The following is a 19,716-nucleotide window of genomic DNA, read 5'->3' as shown; positions in this document are numbered from 1 at the left end:
GCTGAGGTGAAATGCAGGCACAGATACCCGGGCGGGGCCTCGAACCTCGGCTTAATTCGGGGACCAACTCATGTTAGGCTACCCTCATCAGCAGGCCGTGGCCACCCGAATGACGATATTCGGTGAACCGACCACCGGCCTCCTGTTGAGCGCCAAGAGAACTCGATCAGGCGCTCTGGGGGATCGCGGAGAGTTCTTGCGAATGTGGTGTTCGCCACCGCGCCGCTGAACCAAACTTCAAGTGCACGTAGAGGGATAGCGCATGACGACAAGCAATCTGGAGACGCCGACCACCTCGATCCGTGACCGGATACCCAATTGGCCGGCCGACTACGCCGAGCGGTATCGAGAGCTGGGCCTCTGGGAGGGAAAGACTTTCGGTACCCGGGTCGACGAGTGGGCTGCCGCCTATGGTGACTCGACGGCGATTGTCGATGGTGAACAACGGATTTCGTACCGGGATCTTGCGAATCGAGCAACGCTAGTTGCGAACGGTTTACGAAGTCTTGGGATTCGGGCCGGCGACGCGGTGTTGCTCCAGTTGCCGAACTCCGCAGAATTCATCGTGACGTGGTTCGCTCTTCAGCGACTTGCGGCGATCCCGGTGCACACACAACCCGGCCACCGGCACGCCGAGGTCGGGCACCTGGCGGGGGCCACGGGCGCGGTCGCTTATGTGACAACGGGTGTGTTCAATCGTTTCGATCACCGTGAACTTGCGCGCGACATTCTGGATACGTCGCCGTCGCTTCGCACGGTCATCGTCGCAGGCGATCTCGGCGACCACGGTTCCGATGACCGATTTGTCCCGTACTCGACGTTGTCGACGGCCGGCGACGATCCGATCGAAGATGTTGCCAAGCCGTCGGACATCGCGCTGCTGCTGCTCTCCGGCGGCACCACCGGGATGCCCAAATTGATCGGGCGCACCCACGATGACTACCAATACAACTCGCGCGCGGCCGGCGAGCGGAGCCGGCTCGACAAGGACAGCGTGTACCTCGCCGTCTTGCCGATCGCCTTCAACTACACCTGGAACTGCCCGGGCATCCTGGCCACGCTCCGCGTCGGAGGCAAGGTTGTCCTTGCGCCACACCAAGATCCGGCGATCTGCTTCGAGCTGATCGAACGCGAGCGGGTCACCATGACCGCGATCAACCCGCAACTGGCGCCGTTGTGGCTCGATGAGCGGTCATGGACCTCCAATGACTTGAGTTCCTTGCGCATCATCGAGATCGGATCGGCGCGCCTGTCCGATCACGAAGCGCGTCGCATCATCGACGAGTTCGACGCAACCCTGCAGCAGATCCTCGGTATGTCCGAAGGGTTGTTCTGCGCAACACATCTCGACGACGAACCGGAGCTGCTGGCCACCACGCAAGGAGTACCGGTCTCCGTCTACGACGAGATTCGAGTGGTGGACACCGAGGGCAACGAGGTGCCGACCGGTGAGGTGGGCGAGCTCACAGTCCGCGGACCGTACACTCCGCGTGGCTATTTCGACGCCGAGGAGCACAATCGGAAGTCGTTCACCGCTGATGGCTTCTACTGCACCGGTGATCTGGTGCGTCGTCTCGAGAGTGGCCACCTCATCGTGTCGGGCCGCATCAAGGACCAGATCAACCGGGGCGGCGAGAAGATCGCCGCGACCGAGATCGAGGGTGCGCTGCTGAGGCACCCGAAAATCCGGGCGGTGGCGCTGATCGGCGAGCCCGACGAAACCCTCGGCGAACGTTCGGTTGCCTTCGTGGTGGTCGAGAGCGGCACCAAATCCGCGCCCAACCGGCGTGATCTCGCCGACTTCCTCGGTGACGAAGCAGGTTTCGCCGCGTACAAGGCGCCCGATGTGGTGCGGATCATCGACGAGATGCCGCTCACTCCCCTGGGAAAGATGGACAAGAACGCGTTGCGGCAGCAGCTTGCCGGCGCGTGAGTCTGCTCCGACGAGGCTGAGGACCATGGACACACTGTCAACGTCATGCGCGTCTGCCACCACCACGGCCGACGCGTCGAATCCGCTTGCCGACATCCTCACCGCGGCGTCCATCGAACACGGCGACCGCTGTGCCATCCGAACCGAACTCGGTGAGCTGTCGTATGCGGAACTGTCCGAACGCGTCACCGAGCTGGCGGCCGGACTTCGCGCTGCCGGGGTGGGTGGCGGCAGTGCGGTCGCGGTGTACCTGCCGCGATCCGCACCGGCCACGATCGCGATCCACGCGGTCATCGCCACTGGCGCTGTCGTCGCACCGATCGATGTGGCCGATCCGCCCGATCGCACGGCTGCACTGCTCGACCAGGCCAGCATCACCCACGTCCTTTCCGACCGCACCGGCATCGACCGGGTGAACCCGGCCGGCCGCGTCGTCGAGCTGCCCCAGGACGGGTTGCTGCTGGCGGCACGCGGCGAGGACGACGCCCACGGTCCGTCCGCGGAACCCGGCTACCTGCTGTTCACGTCCGGCAGTACCGGACTCCCGAAGGGAGTGTTGCTGTCGTCGTCGGCGGTGGCGTTCTTCGCGCAGTGGGCCGCAAGATCTCTCGAACTTCGTGCGGGAGAACGGGTGGCAGCTCAGGCGGCGCTCACCTTTGACCTGAGCACCTTTGACATCTTCTCGACCGCCATCGCCGGAGTCACCGCGGTGCAGTTGCCCGAGTGGCTGAAGGCATTTCCGCAGGATGCCGCCGAATGGCTTGCGGACAACGAGATCTCGGTGATCTACGCGGTGCCCAGCCTGCTGCGTGGGATCGTCTCGGCCGTTCGACGCCAGGAACAACCGTTGTCGGCGCTGCGTGCGATTGCCTTTGCCGGCGAACCCTATCCGCCTGCGGCGCTGCGCGAACTGCTCGACACCTTCCCGGGCATCCACGTGCGGAACTGGTATGGGCCCACCGAGACCAACGTGTGCACAGCGGCCGATGTCCGGAACTGGCGTACGGGAGAACCCGTCCCGGTGGGGTCAGCGTTGCCGGGTGTCGAGATCCTCCTCGTCGACGAGGAGTGCAACGCCGCGGAGGCAGGCGAATTGGTGGTCGCAGGCGCACCGTTGCTGACGGGTTATGTGATCGGCGGCGAGGTAGTCGATCCCACAGTCGCACTGGCCTTCCCCGACGGTCGTGTGCGGCGGGCCTATCGCACCGGCGATCACGCCTATCGCGACGCCGACGGTCAACTGGTGTTGACCGGACGGGTCGACAGCCAGATCAAGCGCCGCGGATATCGCATCGACTTGGCCGGCATCGAGACGATCGCCTGCGAAGAGGCGTCCGTGCTGGCCGCGGCCGCGGTGGCCACCGGGCCCGACAACCGGATCACCCTGTTCCTCGACACCGGCGCCGGCGCCGAGACCACGGAGTCGGCCGACGCGATCACCGCAACCGACGGAGCCATCCGCGCGCTACTCCCCATTGCCTCACAACCGGATTCGATAGTCATCTGCTCGCCGTTGCCGACGAACCGGCGCGGAAAGATCGACCGCGAGCACCTGAAGACATTGGCTGCGCAGCCAGGACACACAGAGGAGAAAGAATCTTCATGACCAGTAACAACGTCGATACGGCGCCAGTCTCCGTCGAGGACGTCTGCACGATCGTCTCCGGGGCGATCGCGCGCCGTCACGGTCATGCCGACGCCGTCACGCCGGACAGCGAACTGCTGCTCACCGGCCTGCTCGACTCGTTGACCCTCGTGAACATCGTCGCCGATCTCGAGCAGCGCATCGGACAGAAGCTGCCCGAGGACATCGTGGTTGCCCGCAACTTCCGGACTCCCGCGAAACTGCACGCCACGGTTGCCGAGGTGCTGGACGGATCGACCCGATGACCCTCGTCGCGCCGCCGGTGGACCGTGCTGCCAATGCCGCCGCCGAAATCGCGGAGATTGCACCGGAACTGACCGGTGTGCCGTTCCGGGACGCCTGGCGTCGGCTGGTGGCCACTGCATCGGTATCGTCCGCGATGGCCGATTCCTTGCGTGGCACGACCGGCGACGGCGCTGTCCAGAATGCGGTGGCCGTGGTGGAAGGAGCCGGACGAGCCGGTGTGCCGGCCGGTCTCTGCTATGCGCTGGCCTCCCAACTCTTCGGCATCCAGTGGCCGTTGTCGGCGTTGCCTCGGCAGCCGCTGGCGCCCTATGCGGATCGTCTTCTCGACGGTTCGATGCTGCTGTGCCACGCACTCACCGAAGAGACCGGCGGGTCCGACCCCCTGTCGATGAACACCGCGGCGCATCGGCTCGACGACGGCAGTCTGCGCATCGACGGCCGCAAGGCCTATGTCACGGCAGCACCGGCCGCCGATCTCGTGCTGGCCTTCGCCCGCACCGAGGCCGAGCGCCATCCGTTTGCGTTGAGCGCCTTCCTGATTCCGGCCGACCGGCCCGGAGTGGTGCGGTCGGAGCCGTTCGACAAGACCGCACTCACCGAGGTCCCCATGGGCGCCATCGATTTCAATCACGTGGCCGCCACCGACGCGGACATGGTGACTACCGAGGGATCCGGCCTGGCCTTCCTGTCGAGCACCACGGCCTGGGAACGGGCGCTGCTCATGAGTTACTCGGTCGGCCTGATGCGAGCAACCGTGGAGCGGGCTGTGACGTGGCTGCGCGAACGCAAGCAGTTCGGCCGTGGACTCGGCTCCAATCCTCTTGTCGCGGCTCGGGTCTCTGATCTGTCGATCATCGAGCACCGCGTTCGCACGCTGGTCTACGACATGGCTCGCCGCATCGATGCGGGTACCCCGCTGAGCGCACTGGCCACGGAGGCGGCGCAGGTGAAGATCTCGTGTGCACAGGATCTCGTCGCATTCGAGACCGCTGCGGCACCGCTGTTCGGTGCCCGGGCAGTGGTCGCGGATTCGGGATACGCCATCAACTTCTCGAGTGCCGTCGCCGCCTCGATCTACGCCGGGACCAACGACTTGCTGCGCGTGGTGATAGCCCGCGATCTCGGTCTACCAGTGGAGAATTGAGATGAACACAACCACCTCGGAGCCGTTGCAGAAGGCACTCGATCTCGCAGGTGAGATCCTGCCGGAGCTCGCCGATCTCGCCGGTCCCATCGACGAGGGAACCCAGGCGCCGGCCAAGGCGTACGCGCTGCTGCGTGAGTCCGGTCTGCTCGCGGCGATGGTGCCGCCGGACCGGGGTGGACTCGGTCTGGACTTCGCCGGCTACACCACCGTGCTCGCCGAACTGGCCAAGGCCAACGGCGCCATCGCCCTTGGCTACAACATGCACAACGTCGCCATCGGCTCGCTGTTCGAGGCCGACGGTGATGCTCTCGGTGCGACCGGTGCTGCGTTCCGGGACTGGGTCGTCGGAGAGGTGGTCGACGGGCAGCGGATGTTCGCCTCGGCCGCCTCGGAGCCCAGCACCGGTGCCCGGTTGCGCGGGATCGCCACCACCTATCGGCGTGAGGCCAACGGGTTCGTCCTGTCTGGACACAAGTCGTTCGTATCGCTGGCCGGGGTCGCCGACTACTACGTCGTGACCGCGCGGCCCGACGACGCGGACGGCGACTACGAGGTCTCGCACTTTGTGGTTCGCGCCGACGATCCGGGGGTGTCGTTCTCGGAGGAATGGCGCGGTACTGCCTTGCGTGGCACCTCCACCGCCCAGATGTTCTTGGCGGACACACCGATTCCCCTCGATCGCCTGTTCCTCGGCGTGGAGGGCATGTCCTTGTTCAAGGCTGTCCGCGAACCGCATTGGATGGCGGCCGGCTACCTCGGCGCATACCTGGGACTTGCGACCTCGATCGTCGACTTCGCCAGCGAGCGCATCGGCGACGACGCGCGCCGCCGCGACGACGCGCCGAGCATTCAGCGTCTCGGCTCGATGGCCGTCGACCTGCAGGCCGCTCGCGCGCTGACCTTGGGTGCAGCGCGAGCTGTCGCCGACAACCGTTCGGACACCGCAACCAACTCGCTGGTCTATGCCGCCAAGTATCACCTGGGTGAGACTGCACAATCCCTTGCCGCGCAGGCAGTTGCCCTCGTCGGCTCGGCGTCGATGGCGGTGGATGGGCCGATGCAGCGACTGCTGCGGGAGGTGCAGTTCTGCTCCATCATGCCGGCCAAGCCGATCGACTGCCTCAACTACGTGGGGAGGGCCCAGCTCGGTGCGAACATGCTGGACGTCTCCAACCACAGTTGGTAGGGCGCGATGCCAGTTCTCGCACACCACCGAGGTGAGCTCGAATACCTTGTGTACGAAGGTGATCGCCCATATCTCCCGACCGTGGTCCTCCTGCACGAGGGTCTCGGCTCTGCGGGGCAGTGGGGTCGTCTGCCCGCGCTGATCAGCGCCCGGACCGGGATGTCCACCCTCGTCTATTCGCGCCACGGGTACGGAAGTTCGGCGGGCTACGGGCCGACGGGTCCGGACTATCTGCACAGCGAGGCGCTCACCGTCCTGCCGGAGGTGTTGTCGACACTCGGAATCGAGCGTCCGTTTCTCGTCGGCCACAGTGACGGCGCGTCGATTGCCGCCATCTATGCGAGCGAGTATCCGGTGGCCGGCGCGGTGCTGATCGCTCCGCACGTCTTCGTCGAAGACGTCACCCTCAACGGCATCCGGCAGACCGCCGAGTCGCTCGACACGAAGGTCCGGCCCTCGCTTGCACTGTTCCACGACGACCCGGATGCGTTGTTCCGCAAATGGTCTGGCGTGTGGCTGTCGGACGAGTTCGCAACCTTCGACATCACCGAACAGTGCCGTCGGATCGGTGCGCCGCTGTTGCTCGTACAGGGTGAGAACGACCAGTACGGCAGCGTCGCACAACTCGACCGGATCGTCGGCGCGGCCGGCGGCGACGTCACCCGGCGGGTACTGCCCGGGCATGGTCATCATCCGCATCTGCAGAACGCCGACGAGATCGGCGACCTGATCACTGAATTCATCGCAAAGCTCGAAGAGAAAGGCTGGGCATGGTAACGGCGCTCGATGAGGCTGGCACAGCCAGCATTCTGGCGGAATCGGTCAGCGAAGGAATGCTGTCCGGAAACGGTTCGCTGTCGGTCCTCGATCCGGAAACGGGGACATGGGATGCCCGGCCCTGGTCGGATGTACACGCCCGGGCCGAGGAGGTCGCGGCGCAGATCCTCGCCGATCGCCAGCGCGTGGAGCCGCACCACGTCGGGCTGATCGGCGACCCGAGCTTCGACCTGGTTGCCGCGGTGCTGGGCGCATGGCTCGCCGGCGTCGCCGTGTCGATCCTGCCCGGTCCGATCCGAGGAGCAGACGAAGAGCGTTGGGCCCAGACAACGTACGCCCGCTTCGCCGATATCGGCGTCGGCACGGTTCTCGGCAGCGGACCTCAGTTGGACCTGCTGGCCAAGGTCGATGGCTGGATGTGCGTCGAGCAGGTCGCGGTCTACGGCGCCGGCATCGACACAACCGGATTCGAGCCGCGTCGCGTGGGCGAGGATGCGCCCGCGGTGCTGCAGGGTACTGCCGGCTCCACCGGTGACCCGAAGACCGCCGTCCTGTCGACCAAGGCAGTGCACACGAACACCACCGAACTGATCGTGCGACTCGGTGTGCATCGCACCCGCGACATCGGCTTCAGTTGGCTTCCGCTGTATCACGACATGGGCCTGACCTTCCTGCTCGCCACGATGGGCGCAGGCTTCCCGCTGTGGCTGGTGCCGAACTCGGCCTTTGCTGCGGCACCGTTCAAGTGGCTCGAGTGGCTCACCGAGTCGCGGGCCACCTTGACCGCGGCTCCCAACTTCGCCTACGACATCCTGGGCAAGTACGGCTCGCTCATCAAGGACGCGGACCTGTCGGCGCTGCGTGTGTCGATCAGCGGTGGCGAACCGATCGATCCCGATGCCTTCGACAAGTTCCTCGAAGTCACAGAACGATTCGGCTTCGACCCGGGGGCAGCGGCGCCGTCGTACGGCATGGCCGAGTCGACGTGTGCCGTCACGATTCCGTCGGTCGGTAGCGGCGCCAACTACGACGAGGTGACGGTGACCCCGCCGGGTGACGGGTCGGTTCCGATCCGCCGCCGCTATGCGATCCTCGGTAAACCGCTGGGGGGAATGCAACTTCGTATCGTCGAACCTGCCGATGGTGAGGTTCCGCAGATCGACGACCGCGCCGTCGGACATGTGGAGATCCGAGGCACCTCGATGATGAACGGCTACCTGGGGCACCCGCCGCTGGCAGCAGGCGAGTGGTTCCCCACCGGTGACATCGGCTACCTCGTCGACGGCAAGCTGGTGATCTGCGGCCGGGCCAAGGAGATCGTCATCGTCGCCGGGCGCAACCTGTTCCCGATCGAGATAGAGCGTGCCGCGGCCAAGGTGTCGGGAGTGCGCAGCGGTTGCGTGGTTGCGATGGCCCGCAACGAGCAGTCGGCCCGGCCCGGACTGGTGATCGTGGCCGAATTCCGTGGTGAGGACGAGGAATCCGCGAAGAGCGCCGTCAAGGCCGAAGTCGCCGCACAGTGTGGTGTCATGCCGTCGGATGTCATCTTCGTGGCTCCCGGCTCGGTGCCGCGCACCACCTCCGGCAAGATTCGCCGACTGGAGACCAAGCGACTCGTCGAGGTCGGTGAGATGAAGTGACCGCCACGATCACGCAACAGACCACCGTCGAGGAGTATCGGGCGTTGCTCGAATCGGTCTTCGACGACGAGGTCCGTGGATGGACCGCCGAAGCCGAAGCCGCAGAGCGATTTCCGCGCAAGCTGCTCGAGCGTCTCGGCGCTGCCGGTGTGTTCGCCCAGAAGTGGGGCGACGGAAAGACGCCCGACGTCGCCAAGCTCGTCGAACTCGCCTACGCGCTGGGTCGCCAGGGTTCCGCGGGCATCAGTGTGGGGGTGAGCCTGCACGATTCGGCCATCGCGATCTTGCGTCGCTTCGGTGGGCGCTCGCCGCTGCTGACCGACGTCGCCGAGCGCGCCATCCGCGGCGATGCGGTGCTGTGCCTGGCAGCCTCGGAATCGTCGGGCGGCTCGGATCTGCAGATCGTGGAGACCGAGATCTCCACCGAGGGCGACGGATTCCGCGTCAAAGGCCGCAAGAAGTTCGTCTCGCTGTCGCCGATCGCCGATTACATCCTGGTGGTGGCGCGCACCGTCGAGGGTGACTCCGAGAGCCGGCACGGAAACGTGGCGTTGATCCTGGTTCCGACCGATCAGGTGACGATCATGCCGCCCTACGCGAAAGTCAGTGCCGGGCCACTGGATACCGCTGCGGTGGAGATCGACACTGTGGTGTCCGCGGACCATCTGATCGCGCGTGCCGGTACCGGTCTGGCGGCGGTGAGCTGGGGCCTCGCCCACGAGCGGCTGTCGATTGCCGGGCAGGTCGCCGCGTCATGCGAACTGGCCCTGGGTGTCACGCTTGCGCGGATGCACGAGCGCACCCAGTTCGGCAAGACACTGATCGACCACCAGGCGCTGCGGCTTCGGATGGCCGACCTCGTCTCCCGTGTCGACATGCTGCGCCTAGCGCTGACCGGTATCGCAGCGGGAGGCAAGCTCGATCTGCGCAGCGCTGCTGCCATGAAGGTGTCGGCGGCGCGGCTCGGCGAAGAGGTCATCGGCGAATGTATGCACATCTTCGGCGGTTCGGGCTTCTTGACCGGTGAGACCCCGCTCGCGCAGTGGTGGCGGGACATGAAGCTCGCGCGCGTCGGCGGCGGCACCGACGAGGTCCTGTGGGAGCTCGTGGCCGCATCGATGAAGCCGGATTTCGATGCCTACCAACAATTCTCTGGTTCCATCACCTGACGTTTGTCAGGGTGACCCATATACCGTCAGCTATGCTCACGATTCAAGGATGGGGTGACCACAATGTCGCTGGTCGTGGTCGAAGATCTGGCCAAGTCGTACCGGGACGTCCGCGCGCTCGACGGCATCTCCTTCGAGATCCCCGAGGGTTCGGTGCTGGGACTGTTGGGGCCCAACGGTTGTGGGAAGACCACCACTGTCTCGATCCTGTCGACGCTGCAGCGCCCGACAGTGGGCCGTTGTTCGGTGGCCGGATACGACGTCGTCGACGACGCCGGCAGAGTGCGCGAACTGATCTCGCTCACCGGTCAGTATGCGGCGCTCGAGGGGTCGCTGACGACGCGGGAGAACATCGCGATGTTCGGTCGGCTCACCGGCCTGCCGCGGCGCGAGACACGGTCGCGGCTCGAGGAGGTCGCCGAGACCTTCGGTCTCGTGGAATTCATGGACCGCAAGGTTTCTGAGCTCTCCGGCGGTATGCGACGACGCGTGGACATCGCGGCGGCGCTGGTAACCCGGCCCAAGGTGCTCTTCCTCGACGAACCAACCACGGGCCTCGACCCGCGGAGTCGCGCGTCGGTGTGGGAGACCGTGTCGACGCTGCGCACGGAGGGAATCACCGTGCTGCTGACCACGCAGTACCTCGAGGAGGCCGATCGCCTCGCCGACGATCTCGTCCTGCTCGACCACGGGCGAGTGGTCGAGCAGGGCACTCCCGAGCAGCTGAAACAGCGTGCGGGATCGGCGGTGTGCGAGATCACGTTGCTCGACTCCGCAGATCTCGACCGGACCCGTACCGCCCTGCGGGAGTTCGAGGAGATCGAGGCGGCCACCGGTGGTGGCGCCCAGCGTCCGCGGCTGTCCGTCGCTGCGCCCGACGAACTGGGAACGGTCGGCACCGTGGTTGCCACTCTGCAGCGGGCGTCGATCCCGGTCTTCGACATCGCCTTGCGACGTCCGTCTCTCGACGAGGTGTTCTTCCAGTTGACCGGGCAGACACCGGAATCGGCCGACGAGTCGGAATCGGGCGACGCGGTGATGGCCGGGAAGGGCGCCGAATGAGCGTCGCCCCGCTGATCGCTCGTCCGGCCTCGGTCGGCGGTGATGCGATACGAACCGCGGTCCCGGCGCTGGTCGCGATCGGCGAACTGACTCGGCAGAGCCTGAAATCCGGTGCACGCGAGGGACAGTTCGTCTTCGCCGTGGGTTCGCCGATCGTCTTCTTCATCTGCTTCTATGTACCCCTGCACAGCCGGTTCGACCGAATGGGTATCGACTATGCCCAAAACCTCGTGCCGTTGGTCGTGATCCAGGCCGCCATCTTCGTCTCGATCATCTCGTGCGAGATCGCCGGTCGGGCCGCGCAGAGCGGGGTCCGGGGCCGGTTGGCATCGCTGCCGATGGCGCGCAGCGCGCCGCTGATCAGCCGGATGATCAATGCCTCAATACGCGTGACGATCTCGTTGGCTTCGACCTGTGCGCTCGGCGCGGCCCTCGGCTTCCGCTTTCACGGATCTGTGTGGGATCTCGTCGGATTCGTGTTGCTGGCGGTCATCTTTGCCGTCAGCCTCAGTCTCATGGCGGATGCGGCGGGATCGGTGGCCGATCATCCCGACAGCATCGCGCAGATGCTGATGATCCCGGAGCTGATCCTCGTCGTCGTCTCGACGGGACTCGTTCCTGTGCAGTCATTTCCGGAGTGGGTGCACCCATTTGTGCGCAACAATCCGGTGACGATCTTCGTCGACGCGATGCGCGCGCTCGCGGCCGGGACCGACGTCGACATCACGTCGGTCGTCGCGTGGTCGGTGATCCTGATCGGACTGGGACTGTTCGCTTCCGTTCTTGCCAACCGTCGGGAGGTGTCACGATGACCGCCACTGCCGTTCCGGCCCATTCGGCCATCGATCCATACCTGCGCCAGACGGTTCTGCTCGGTACCCAGGCCGTCGTGCACGCCTCGGCGTTGCTACGCACCTGGGTTCGCGATCCGGGTGTGGTGGTGCAGACGCTCGTCTTCCCGGCATTTCTGCTCGGTGTCTTCCACCTCGTGCTCGGACAGTCGACGACCAACCTGGGTCTGGGCGACAGCATCTATCGCAACACCGGGTTGGTCGCGTTGGTCGGCGCGATGTTCGGGACGATCATGACCGGGCTGCAACTGATCAGCGAACGCGAGATGGGGTTGCTCGCCCGCCTGTCGACCCTGCCGGTACCGCGATCGGGCTACCTTCTGGGCCGGGTGCTGGCAGAGGTCGTGCGGATCACGATCGCCACGGTGGTCCTGTTCGCAGTGGCAATCCCCATGGGGTTCCGCTTCACTCAGGGCTGGCTCGCGGGTGTCGCCGCCCTCTTGGTTCCGGTGATCGCCGGGACCGGAATCGTGTTCGTCATGATCGCGTGCGCGACCGTGGCCCCGCGGTCGTTGATGGAGGAGACGGCGATCCCGTTCCTGTTCATGATGTTCTTCAATACCGGCTTCGCGCCGCTGTCGGAGTATCCGGGCTGGCTGCAGCCGATCGTCGAGTACCAACCGATGAGTCCGGCGGTCGACGCACTCAGCGGACTCACCGAAGGAGGTCCCGTCGCGCGTCCGCTTGCGCTGACAATTGTCTGGGCCGTAGGGCTTTCGGTCGTGTTCGGTGTGCTCGCCGTTCGCGGCTATCGCAAAGCCGCACGGCGGTCGATCTGATTCGACGAGCACGGCGACCACATCTCTGACCGGGTCCTCTACCCTACGTACTCACCGGAGTGCCGAAGAAAAATCTAGGGGAAGAAGCTTCCTCCCCTATGTTCGGAGTCTTCCGCCAGTAATTTCTGGGGGAGGACTCCAAGAGTAGGGGAAGAAGTTTCTTCCCCTACTTTCAGTGCGCCCGACCGGTCAGGCGATGTCGAAGATCACCGGGGCATGATCGCTGGCGCCCTTGCCTTTTCGGGCATCACGGTCGACGGTGGCGCCGATGACGCGGGTGTCGAGTGCGGGGGAGCAGAGTGCGTAGTCGATGCGCATGCCTTCGTTGCGGGGGAACCTCAGCGCGGTGTAGTCCCAGAACGTGTAGCCCGGCGCGTAGGGAAGTGCCGAATCGGCCAGCCCGGCAGTGAGGAAGGCGCGCACAGCGGATCGTTCGGCGTCGGAGACGTGTGGTTTGCCCTCGAAGCAGCCCGGGTCCCAGACATCGGAGTCCTGCTGGGCGACATTCCAATCGCCGGCGAGCATGATCTCCGCGGCGGGGTCGTGGGCGAGCTGCAGTGACGTGATGCCGGCGAGCGCGTCGAGCCAATCGAGCTTGTAGCGGTAGTGCGGGTCGTCGAGGGCTCGGCCGTTCGGGACGTACAGACTCCAAACCCGCACGCCGGCGCAGCGTGCGGACAGCGCTCGCGCTTCGGCGGTTTCGCGACCGTCGATGGGGAATGTCGGCATCCCTTCGAAGCCGATCTCCACCTCGTCGAGCCCGACGCGGGATGCGATCGCCACGCCGTTGTAGGCCCCCTGACCTATGTGTGCGACGTCGTAACCGCTTGCGAGGAAACTCATCACGGGAAAGCTGTCATCGTGGCACTTGGTCTCCTGCATGGCCAGCACGTCGATGTCGTTGGAGTCCATCCAGGCGACCACCGCTTCCGACCGGGCGCGGATGGAGTTGACGTTCCAGGTGGCGATTCGCATCGTCACCGCACCTCGGCAACCCGCACACCGGCTGCGCGCCAGCGTGTTCGGACCGTGTCGCGATAGCGCCGAGGCGTGCACAGCAGAACGGCGAACACCGATTGACTGTCGTGGTCGCGGTAGTGGTCACGATAGAACGGCATCGACTCGGCAAACCAGTCGAATCCGTCGGGATCGTCGGTCAGCAGCATATGTGCATCGGTGATCAGCGTCAGGAATCCGGCGGGTGCCGAGCCGGGTTCGGCGGAGCCGTCGAGATCGCGCATGCAGTCGTCGAAGGCGGATTTGTTGTGGCCGAAATGATCCGGGAAATGCCAGGCCGCAGCGAACGCGGTGAACAGGTCGTCGAGCGTGGTCGCCGCAGTGGCGTCGACGTTGCGTACTCGCAGGCCCGACGGGGTCCGGGTCAGCGCGTCGTCGCGCAGCATGCCGACGACGGGTCCGTGACCGCCGGCATCGGCGAGGAAGTCGCGCAGCGTCTCCGGGTTCATCGCCGGTTCCGGATGACGACAAAGCTGACGTAGTGATCGGCGGTGTAGTAGGCCGAACCGTCGCTGCCGGTGATGATCCGCTCGGCATCGCGGCTCTGACCGCGCTTCTTGGGGTTCACATCCCACTCCCGATAGGTGATGCGCGTTCCGCCCGGGTTGGCGCGCGGAAGCTTTCCTTCGTTGTTGCGGAACACATCTCCGCCGTGTGTGCCGGGTGCGTTGGCGGCTTCTGGCCAGTCGCCGGAGTCGATGAGCGCCAGGGTTTGTCGAACTCGGGCAGGCACCCGCGACGACGTGCTCGTCGACCTCGACGTGGACACGGCTGCTGTGGAGGACCGTTTGGCCGACCTTGACGTCTTGGTTGTTGACGTCTTGGCTGCCGACGACTTGGTCACGGACGTGGCGGCAGTCGTTGTCGACGCGGTGGAATCGTCGTGTCTGTTGATCAGCCAGGTGACACCGAAGACCGCTGCGATCACGACGAGGGCGATGGCGGTGATGAGTGCCTGGCGTCGTCGGGCCGCGGCAGTCGGAGCCGATCGTGGCATCAGATCGCGTTTCCTTCGATGGTCGGGGTCAGGTAGTGCGCGGTGTGGTGCAGGGCAAAGCCCCAGCGCCGATACCACGCGCCGGCAACACGATTGGTGGTCTCGACCTGCACGTAGGCCGACGCGGCGCCCTCTGCGGCACCCCACTCGACCAGACGTCTCGCGACTGCGCCGGCCAGTCCGGAGCGTCGTCGGTCCGGGGCGGTCCACAACGCGGTGAGACTGAGCCGTGCAACGCCGTCGGGCCCAGCGGTGACCGCGGCCCGCCCGATCGCCGAGATGTCATCGGTGCCGATCGTCGCAAACCTGACCGGTCCGCGGGCGGCCGTCGTCACCCTCCGGGCGAGCTCAACGTCGGCGTCGGGGCGGTAGGCGTGCAGCCACTGATCCGATGGTTCGTCATCGAGGCGAATCTCGAGGTTCGGCATGGAGGCTCCACGCGCCAGCAATGTTTCGAGGTCGGCGGTCAGGACCTGCACCTCGACGCCGCGTTCGCCGTCGATCACCCCGGCGGTCATCAGGCGGTCCGGCAACGACAGCAGGACCGGCAGGTCGCGACGCCGATACCACGCCGCGATCTGCGGTAGGCTCTGCGCCGATCGGGCCGAAGGCTCCAGTGGCAGTGCGGAATTCGCGCGTCGAGTGAATCCGCCGCCGGCCCGGAGGAGCCAGCCGTCGATCCACGCCGATTCGACACCGGGCCAGGCGAGCGCGGCGGCATGCTCGAGGTTGCGAATCTCGCTGTTGCGTACCGGCTTTGCCGAGAGCAGCCGCACCGAGGTGACAGCCGAGCGGGGGATGGATTCGCGTGTGCCGTCGCGTTCGAGAACGAGCGGGTCCGCGTCGTCGACGAGGAAGCCCGTCACATCCGAGCGTGCCGCGTCCCGATCACCGCGCCAGTCCGCAGGGGTGGCCTCGCCGAGCCGATAGCGCACGACGACACGGTCGCCCGCAAAGAGGTCGGCTGGCTCGGTCACCGTGGGCGTGGTCAGTCGTCGTCGTGGCCGAACGGATCCTCGACCTCGCCGGGCATCCACGTCAGACCGGGCACACCCCACTTGTGCTTCTTGATGGACTTCTTGGCCGCGCGGGCGTTGCGCCCGATCAGCACGTCCACGTACAGAAAGCCGTCGAGATGGCCGACCTCGTGCTGCAGCATGCGGGCGAAGAACCCGGTGCCCTCCACCACGACTTCGGCGCCGGTGCGGTCGACGCCGGTGACTCGCGCCCAGTCGGCGCGTCCGGTGGGGAACTGTTCGCCGGGGACCGACAGGCAGCCCTCGTCGTTGTCGTCCGGGTCGGGCATGGTCTCCGGGATCTCGGAGGTCTCCAGAATCGGGTTGATCACCTCGCCGCGGCGGCGTCGGGCTTCGTAACGTTCACCCTCGGGGCAATCGAAGACGAACATCCGCTGCCCGACTCCGACCTGATTGGCCGCCAGACCGACACCGTGTGCGGCGTCCATCGTGTCGTACATGTCGTCGAGCAGGGTGATCGTCTCGGCCGACGGCTTGCCGGCATCGTCGAGCGCCACGGGAGCCGTGGGCTCGTGCAACACCGGCTCGCCGATGATGCAGATCGGGAGAATGGCCATGCGGCTCAGATTACTGGGTGGGTTCCGCGTCCTTTCTCGTTGCCCGCATCGCGCCGACCTGGGAGAGAATTGATGCCGCACAAACCGGGCGAGTCACACCGCGTTCGCGGTTGGGGTGCGTGGTTAGATGATTACGAACCACACCATTGTGATTTGGCGGCGGCGCCGGGAGCGAAGCGAGCGGGCCAAGTGTTCCCGGCAGAGCTGCCCGACGCGGTGGTCGTGCGGGTCGACGGTAGGGCGAATCGTGAGGGAGCGAGATGGACGGCGCAGCTGCGCGTAGCCAGAAGCAGGGCGATCAACCCACCCCCGAAAACGCTGCCGCCGATCAGTCAGCGGTGGACCCGCATGAGGTCGGGGCCGACGGGTTGTCGCGGCGCGAACACGACATCCTGGCGTTCGAACGTCAGTGGTGGAAGTACGCGGGAGCCAAGGAAGAAGCCATCAAGGAGCTGTTCGGCCTGTCGGCGACCCGCTATTACCAGGTACTCAACGCGCTCGTCGACCGCCCCGAAGCGCTGGCTGCAGACCCGATGCTGGTCAAGCGCCTGCGTCGGCTTCGGGCCTCCCGGCAGAAGGCCCGCGCGGCCCGTCGGCTGGGCTTCGAGATCACGTGATGCGTGGCTGCGAGCTCTCAATGCGTGCCGCGGATATCACTGACGTCTGACGCCGGGCCACCTCGCGAAGTGCGTTAAGGTCGTCGTTGATGAATGCAGATCGTGAGCCCAATCGCCTTCCGTTGCGTGCCGGGGCCATGTTGCTGCTCGCTGTCGCCGTGGTCTTCATCGGTCTGGGATGGCATTCGGCAGCAACGTCGTCCGACGACCCGGAAGCCGCGCTGGAAGCTGCGAACAAGACCCAGACCACGACGTCGGCGGCACCCACCTCGACCACGGCGGCGGCCGCCGCAAAGCCTGTGTGCGTCTACAACGCCGGTGGCATCAACGGTCTCGGCCGCGAGGTCACCAACGAGCTCAAGGCCAAGGGTTTCCAGACCCGTGCGCCGCAGACCTACACCGACGGCACCTTCAGCGAGAACACCATCTTCTACGACGACGCCGCGTCCAAGGCGCAGGCCGACCAGATCGCCGCGGCACTCGGTGGCAGCTACGTCGTGGAAGAACGTGCACCCGCGTTTGCCGGCCGATGTGAGGACGGCATCCCCGTCATCGCCTTCGAGCGGTCCGAATGAACGGACCCGGTACGATTGCGGCCCGATACGAACACGCACCACGGTGCCGCCCGCAGCCCTCACCAGGATCGACCAAGGAGTGACATGACCGGCAGTAGGAAATCTCGTCCGACCACCCTGCGCATCGCCGCGGCACTGGCGTCGGCGGGTGCGCTCGGCGTCGTGCTGGCGGGCTGTACCCCCGACGAGCCGGTGTCGGACGTGAAGGGCACCACGCCCCCGGTGATCTCCGACGTCCCACTGCCTCCGGGCTCGGTCGAGAACCAGGACAACGTCCCGACCGGACAGCAGGCGAAGGCCGAGATCAAGAACGAAGACGGCGACCGGGTCGGTGAGGCGACGTTCGTGGCCCGCGGGGCGGGCGGTCCGGTGACCGTGACCGTTAAGGTCGCCGGAGGTGACATCCCGGCGGGATTCCACGGGATGCACATCCACACCAACGGCCAGTGTGCGCCGGGCCCCGACGGTGAGGCCTTCAGCGCAGCGGGCGGTCACCTGCAGGTCGGAGACGCGAACGCGCATCCGTCCAGTGGCGACCTGATCTCGATGAACATCCTCAAGGACGGCACCGGTGAGACTGTCACCGTCACCGATGCGGTGACTCTGCAACAGATCATCGGCAAGTCCATCATCATCCACGAGAAGCCCGACAACTTCGGCAACGTGCCCAACCCGAGCCCCAACACCCTCAAGACAGGCGATGCGGGTGCCCGTCTGGCCTGCGGCGTCATCGAGCTCGGCGCGTAGCGATACCAACCCCCGAGGCCAGACGTGGTGACGTCCATCCCGTTTCAGGGATCCCCGACCCCGTCGCTCGGCGTCGAATGGGAGTTCGCACTCACCGACAAGCAAACAGGTGACCTCTCGAACTCGGCTGCGGCGTTGTTTGCGGCCGTCGCCGAGCAGCACCCCGAGCGGACCGGGCAGGTCCACAAGGAGTTGCTGCGCAACACCGTCGAGCTGGTGACCGGTATCTGTCGGACCACAGCCGAGGCGGTCTACGACCTCACCGGGACATTGGCGGTGGTGCGCAGGATCGCCGACGAACTGGGCGTCGACCTGTACGGCGCGGGTACGCATCCGTTTGCCGAATGGTCGACGCAGCTGCTCACCGAGGGGCACCGGTATGCGGAGCTGATCGAGCGGACCCAGTGGTGGGGACGCCAGATGTTGATCTGGGGTCTGCACGTGCATGTCGGTATCAGCCACCGCGACAAGGTGTTACCGATCCTCGACGCCCTGCTCAACTACTATCCGCACCTGCTGGCGATCTCAGCGTCTTCGCCGATGTGGGCCGGGCAGGACACCAGCTACGCCAGCAACCGTGCAATGATGTTCCAGCAGTTGCCGACGGCGGGTCTGCCCTTCCAGTTTGCGACGTGGTCGGAGTTCGAGGCGTTCGTCGGCGACCAGAAGACCACCGGCATCATCGACCACATCAACGAAATCCGTTGGGACATCCGGCCGTCGCCGCATCTGGGCACCATCGAGGTGCGGGTGTGCGACGGGATGACCAACGTGGCCGACCTGTCGGCGGTGGTCGCGCTGATCCACTGTCTCGTCGTCGATCTGGATCGGCGGCTGACCGCGGGAGAGGCGCTGCCGACGATGGCGCCGTGGCTGGTTCAGGAGAACAAGTGGCGCGCAGCACGTTACGGCCTCGAGGCCATCGTCATCCTCGACTCGGACTGCACCGAACGGCTGGTGACCGAGGACCTATCGAACGTTCTGGAGCGGCTGGCGCCGATCGCACGCGACCTCGAGTGCGTCGACGAGTTGGCGGGTGTCTCACGAATCATCGAGCGTGGGGCCAGCTATCAGCGCCAGCGTGCCGTGTACGCACGCACCGGCAGTATGCGCGACGTGGTCGCGTCGGTGGTCGAGGAACTGGCGCAACCGGTTTCGTAGTTGTCAGTCAACATGGCCGGGGCTCATTCCCGGTAGCCAACCTCGGTCTCGCTGAGAATCTGGTCGATGTCACCGGTCGGAAACTCGTACGTGAGAGCGTTTCGGACGGCAGCCAGTTTTCGGGCCTGCGACTGCCGAGGTTCGTCGTCATCAGAAGCGATCCGAACGTGCTTGTTCATGTATTGAGATGCAGTGCTGCGCTGCAGGTATCCGCTTTCACGGCCAGGTGATGATGGTTTTGCCGGTGGCTGCGTGCTGCCAGATGACTGCGCGGCCTTCGGCCAGGGTGGGTATCCAGATGTCGAGGTGTTTGAACTGGTGGCAGGGGATGCAGAGCGGGATCAGATCGTCGGTGATGGTCCAGCCGCCGTCGATCGGGTGGGCATGGTTGTAGGACTTGACGTGGTCGAGTTGGCATTCGGCCACGGGTCGTCCGCAGTAGGGTCCGCGGCAGTGGTGGTCAGTCAGCGCGATCGCACGCCGCTGTGCGTCTGTTGGTTCGTAGTCCAACGCCCCGACCGGGGGTACGAGTAGCCCACCGTGTCCGGTGGGGTCGATCGGCGCCGGGTTGGG

Annotated in this window: 21 protein-coding genes; 15 read left to right on the top strand and 6 right to left on the bottom strand. The window is 65.8% G+C overall.

What is annotated here, in order from left to right; genetic code table 11:
* Positions 1–262: 262 nt before the first annotated feature.
* The 11 genes from ABZW74_RS01145 (at position 263) to ABZW74_RS01095 (ending at position 12,435) form a co-directional block, all read left to right on the top strand.
* Entirely contained in the window at positions 263–1,933 is a 1,671-nt protein-coding gene (locus tag ABZW74_RS01145) for an AMP-binding protein (RefSeq protein WP_355273069.1), read from the top strand.
* Positions 1,934–1,958: 25 nt separating this feature from the next.
* The gene (locus ABZW74_RS01140; protein WP_355273066.1) at positions 1,959–3,539 is read left to right on the top strand and encodes an AMP-binding protein; all 1,581 of its coding nucleotides are present in this window, start codon (positions 1,959–1,961) and stop codon (positions 3,537–3,539) included.
* Entirely contained in the window at positions 3,536–3,823 is a 288-nt protein-coding gene (locus ABZW74_RS01135; RefSeq protein WP_355273064.1) for a phosphopantetheine-binding protein, read from the top strand. The genes ABZW74_RS01140 and ABZW74_RS01135 overlap by 4 nt, the downstream gene beginning before the upstream one ends.
* A complete protein-coding gene (locus ABZW74_RS01130; RefSeq protein WP_240856089.1) occupies positions 3,820–4,968 on the top strand; it encodes an acyl-CoA dehydrogenase in 1,149 nt (382 codons plus the stop codon). Before ABZW74_RS01135 ends, ABZW74_RS01130 begins: the two co-directional genes overlap by 4 nt.
* A gap of 1 nt (position 4,969) precedes the next feature.
* Positions 4,970–6,157, top strand: a complete 1,188-nt coding sequence (locus ABZW74_RS01125) for an acyl-CoA dehydrogenase family protein (RefSeq protein WP_240856088.1) — start codon at positions 4,970–4,972, stop codon at positions 6,155–6,157.
* A gap of 6 nt (positions 6,158–6,163) precedes the next feature.
* Positions 6,164–6,934 carry an alpha/beta hydrolase gene (locus tag ABZW74_RS01120; RefSeq protein WP_355273060.1) on the top strand — a complete coding sequence of 257 codons (771 nt, stop codon included), beginning with the start codon at positions 6,164–6,166 and terminating at the stop codon, positions 6,932–6,934.
* A complete protein-coding gene (gene mbtM, locus ABZW74_RS01115; RefSeq protein WP_355273057.1) occupies positions 6,928–8,574 on the top strand; it encodes a long-chain-fatty acid--ACP ligase MbtM in 1,647 nt (548 codons plus the stop codon). The genes ABZW74_RS01120 and mbtM overlap by 7 nt, the downstream gene beginning before the upstream one ends.
* Positions 8,571–9,743: an acyl-CoA dehydrogenase family protein gene (locus ABZW74_RS01110; protein WP_308221007.1), complete on the top strand. Its 1,173-nt coding sequence runs from the start codon at positions 8,571–8,573 to the stop codon at positions 9,741–9,743. The genes mbtM and ABZW74_RS01110 overlap by 4 nt, the downstream gene beginning before the upstream one ends.
* Before the next feature lie 63 nt (positions 9,744–9,806).
* Positions 9,807–10,805 carry an ATP-binding cassette domain-containing protein gene (locus tag ABZW74_RS01105; protein ID WP_355273234.1) on the top strand — a complete coding sequence of 333 codons (999 nt, stop codon included), beginning with the start codon at positions 9,807–9,809 and terminating at the stop codon, positions 10,803–10,805.
* Positions 10,802–11,617: an ABC transporter permease gene (locus ABZW74_RS01100; RefSeq protein WP_355273053.1), complete on the top strand. Its 816-nt coding sequence runs from the start codon at positions 10,802–10,804 to the stop codon at positions 11,615–11,617. Before ABZW74_RS01105 ends, ABZW74_RS01100 begins: the two co-directional genes overlap by 4 nt.
* On the top strand, positions 11,614–12,435 hold the full coding sequence (locus ABZW74_RS01095; protein ID WP_355273050.1) for an ABC transporter permease: 822 nt from the start codon (positions 11,614–11,616) through the stop codon (positions 12,433–12,435). The genes ABZW74_RS01100 and ABZW74_RS01095 overlap by 4 nt, the downstream gene beginning before the upstream one ends.
* A 189-nt stretch (positions 12,436–12,624) precedes the next feature.
* Here ABZW74_RS01095 and ABZW74_RS01090 read toward each other — a convergent pair whose 3' ends face one another.
* From ABZW74_RS01090 to ABZW74_RS01070, 5 genes are read right to left on the bottom strand one after another with little or no spacing between them, the layout of a single operon-like run.
* Positions 12,625–13,410: an exodeoxyribonuclease III gene (locus tag ABZW74_RS01090; RefSeq protein WP_355273047.1), complete on the bottom strand. Its 786-nt coding sequence runs from the start codon at positions 13,408–13,410 to the stop codon at positions 12,625–12,627.
* Between the two features lie 2 nt (positions 13,411–13,412).
* Positions 13,413–13,901: a barstar family protein gene (locus tag ABZW74_RS01085; protein WP_240856081.1), complete on the bottom strand. Its 489-nt coding sequence runs from the start codon at positions 13,899–13,901 to the stop codon at positions 13,413–13,415.
* Positions 13,898–14,449 (bottom strand): ribonuclease domain-containing protein, encoded by a 552-nt coding sequence (locus tag ABZW74_RS01080; protein ID WP_355273044.1) that lies wholly within the window; start codon positions 14,447–14,449, stop codon positions 13,898–13,900. The genes ABZW74_RS01085 and ABZW74_RS01080 overlap by 4 nt, the downstream gene beginning before the upstream one ends.
* Positions 14,449–15,426: a GNAT family N-acetyltransferase gene (locus ABZW74_RS01075; RefSeq protein WP_355273041.1), complete on the bottom strand. Its 978-nt coding sequence runs from the start codon at positions 15,424–15,426 to the stop codon at positions 14,449–14,451. The genes ABZW74_RS01080 and ABZW74_RS01075 overlap by 1 nt, the downstream gene beginning before the upstream one ends.
* An 11-nt stretch (positions 15,427–15,437) precedes the next feature.
* The gene (locus tag ABZW74_RS01070) at positions 15,438–16,043 is read right to left on the bottom strand and encodes a peptide deformylase (protein WP_240856078.1); all 606 of its coding nucleotides are present in this window, start codon (positions 16,041–16,043) and stop codon (positions 15,438–15,440) included.
* A 260-nt stretch (positions 16,044–16,303) separates the two neighbouring features.
* On the opposite strand from ABZW74_RS01070, the gene ABZW74_RS01065 reads away from it, so the two are divergent.
* The 4 genes from ABZW74_RS01065 to ABZW74_RS01050 all read left to right on the top strand — a co-directional run bounded on the left by ABZW74_RS01065 (position 16,304) and on the right by ABZW74_RS01050 (position 19,143).
* A complete protein-coding gene (locus tag ABZW74_RS01065; RefSeq protein WP_012832574.1) occupies positions 16,304–16,660 on the top strand; it encodes a DUF3263 domain-containing protein in 357 nt (118 codons plus the stop codon).
* Between the two features lie 89 nt (positions 16,661–16,749).
* On the top strand, positions 16,750–17,235 hold the full coding sequence (locus ABZW74_RS01060; RefSeq protein ID WP_240856077.1) for a LytR C-terminal domain-containing protein: 486 nt from the start codon (positions 16,750–16,752) through the stop codon (positions 17,233–17,235).
* A gap of 84 nt (positions 17,236–17,319) precedes the next feature.
* Complete coding sequence (locus ABZW74_RS01055; RefSeq protein WP_355273036.1) at positions 17,320–17,982, top strand: superoxide dismutase family protein; 663 nt, start codon at positions 17,320–17,322, stop codon at positions 17,980–17,982.
* A 27-nt stretch (positions 17,983–18,009) separates the two neighbouring features.
* A complete protein-coding gene (locus ABZW74_RS01050; RefSeq protein WP_355273033.1) occupies positions 18,010–19,143 on the top strand; it encodes a glutamate--cysteine ligase in 1,134 nt (377 codons plus the stop codon).
* 216 nt (positions 19,144–19,359) lie between these two features.
* Here ABZW74_RS01050 and ABZW74_RS01045 read toward each other — a convergent pair.
* Positions 19,360–19,716: HNH endonuclease signature motif containing protein (locus ABZW74_RS01045; RefSeq protein ID WP_355273030.1), on the bottom strand; the 357-nt coding region annotated here is incomplete at its 5' end.

This window comes from Gordonia sp. NPDC003585 (genome assembly GCF_040610755.1).
GTDB lineage: Bacteria > Actinomycetota > Actinomycetes > Mycobacteriales > Mycobacteriaceae > Gordonia.
Note: the sequence above shows the minus strand (reverse complement) of the source record. Positions and strands in the feature narration are given on the sequence as shown.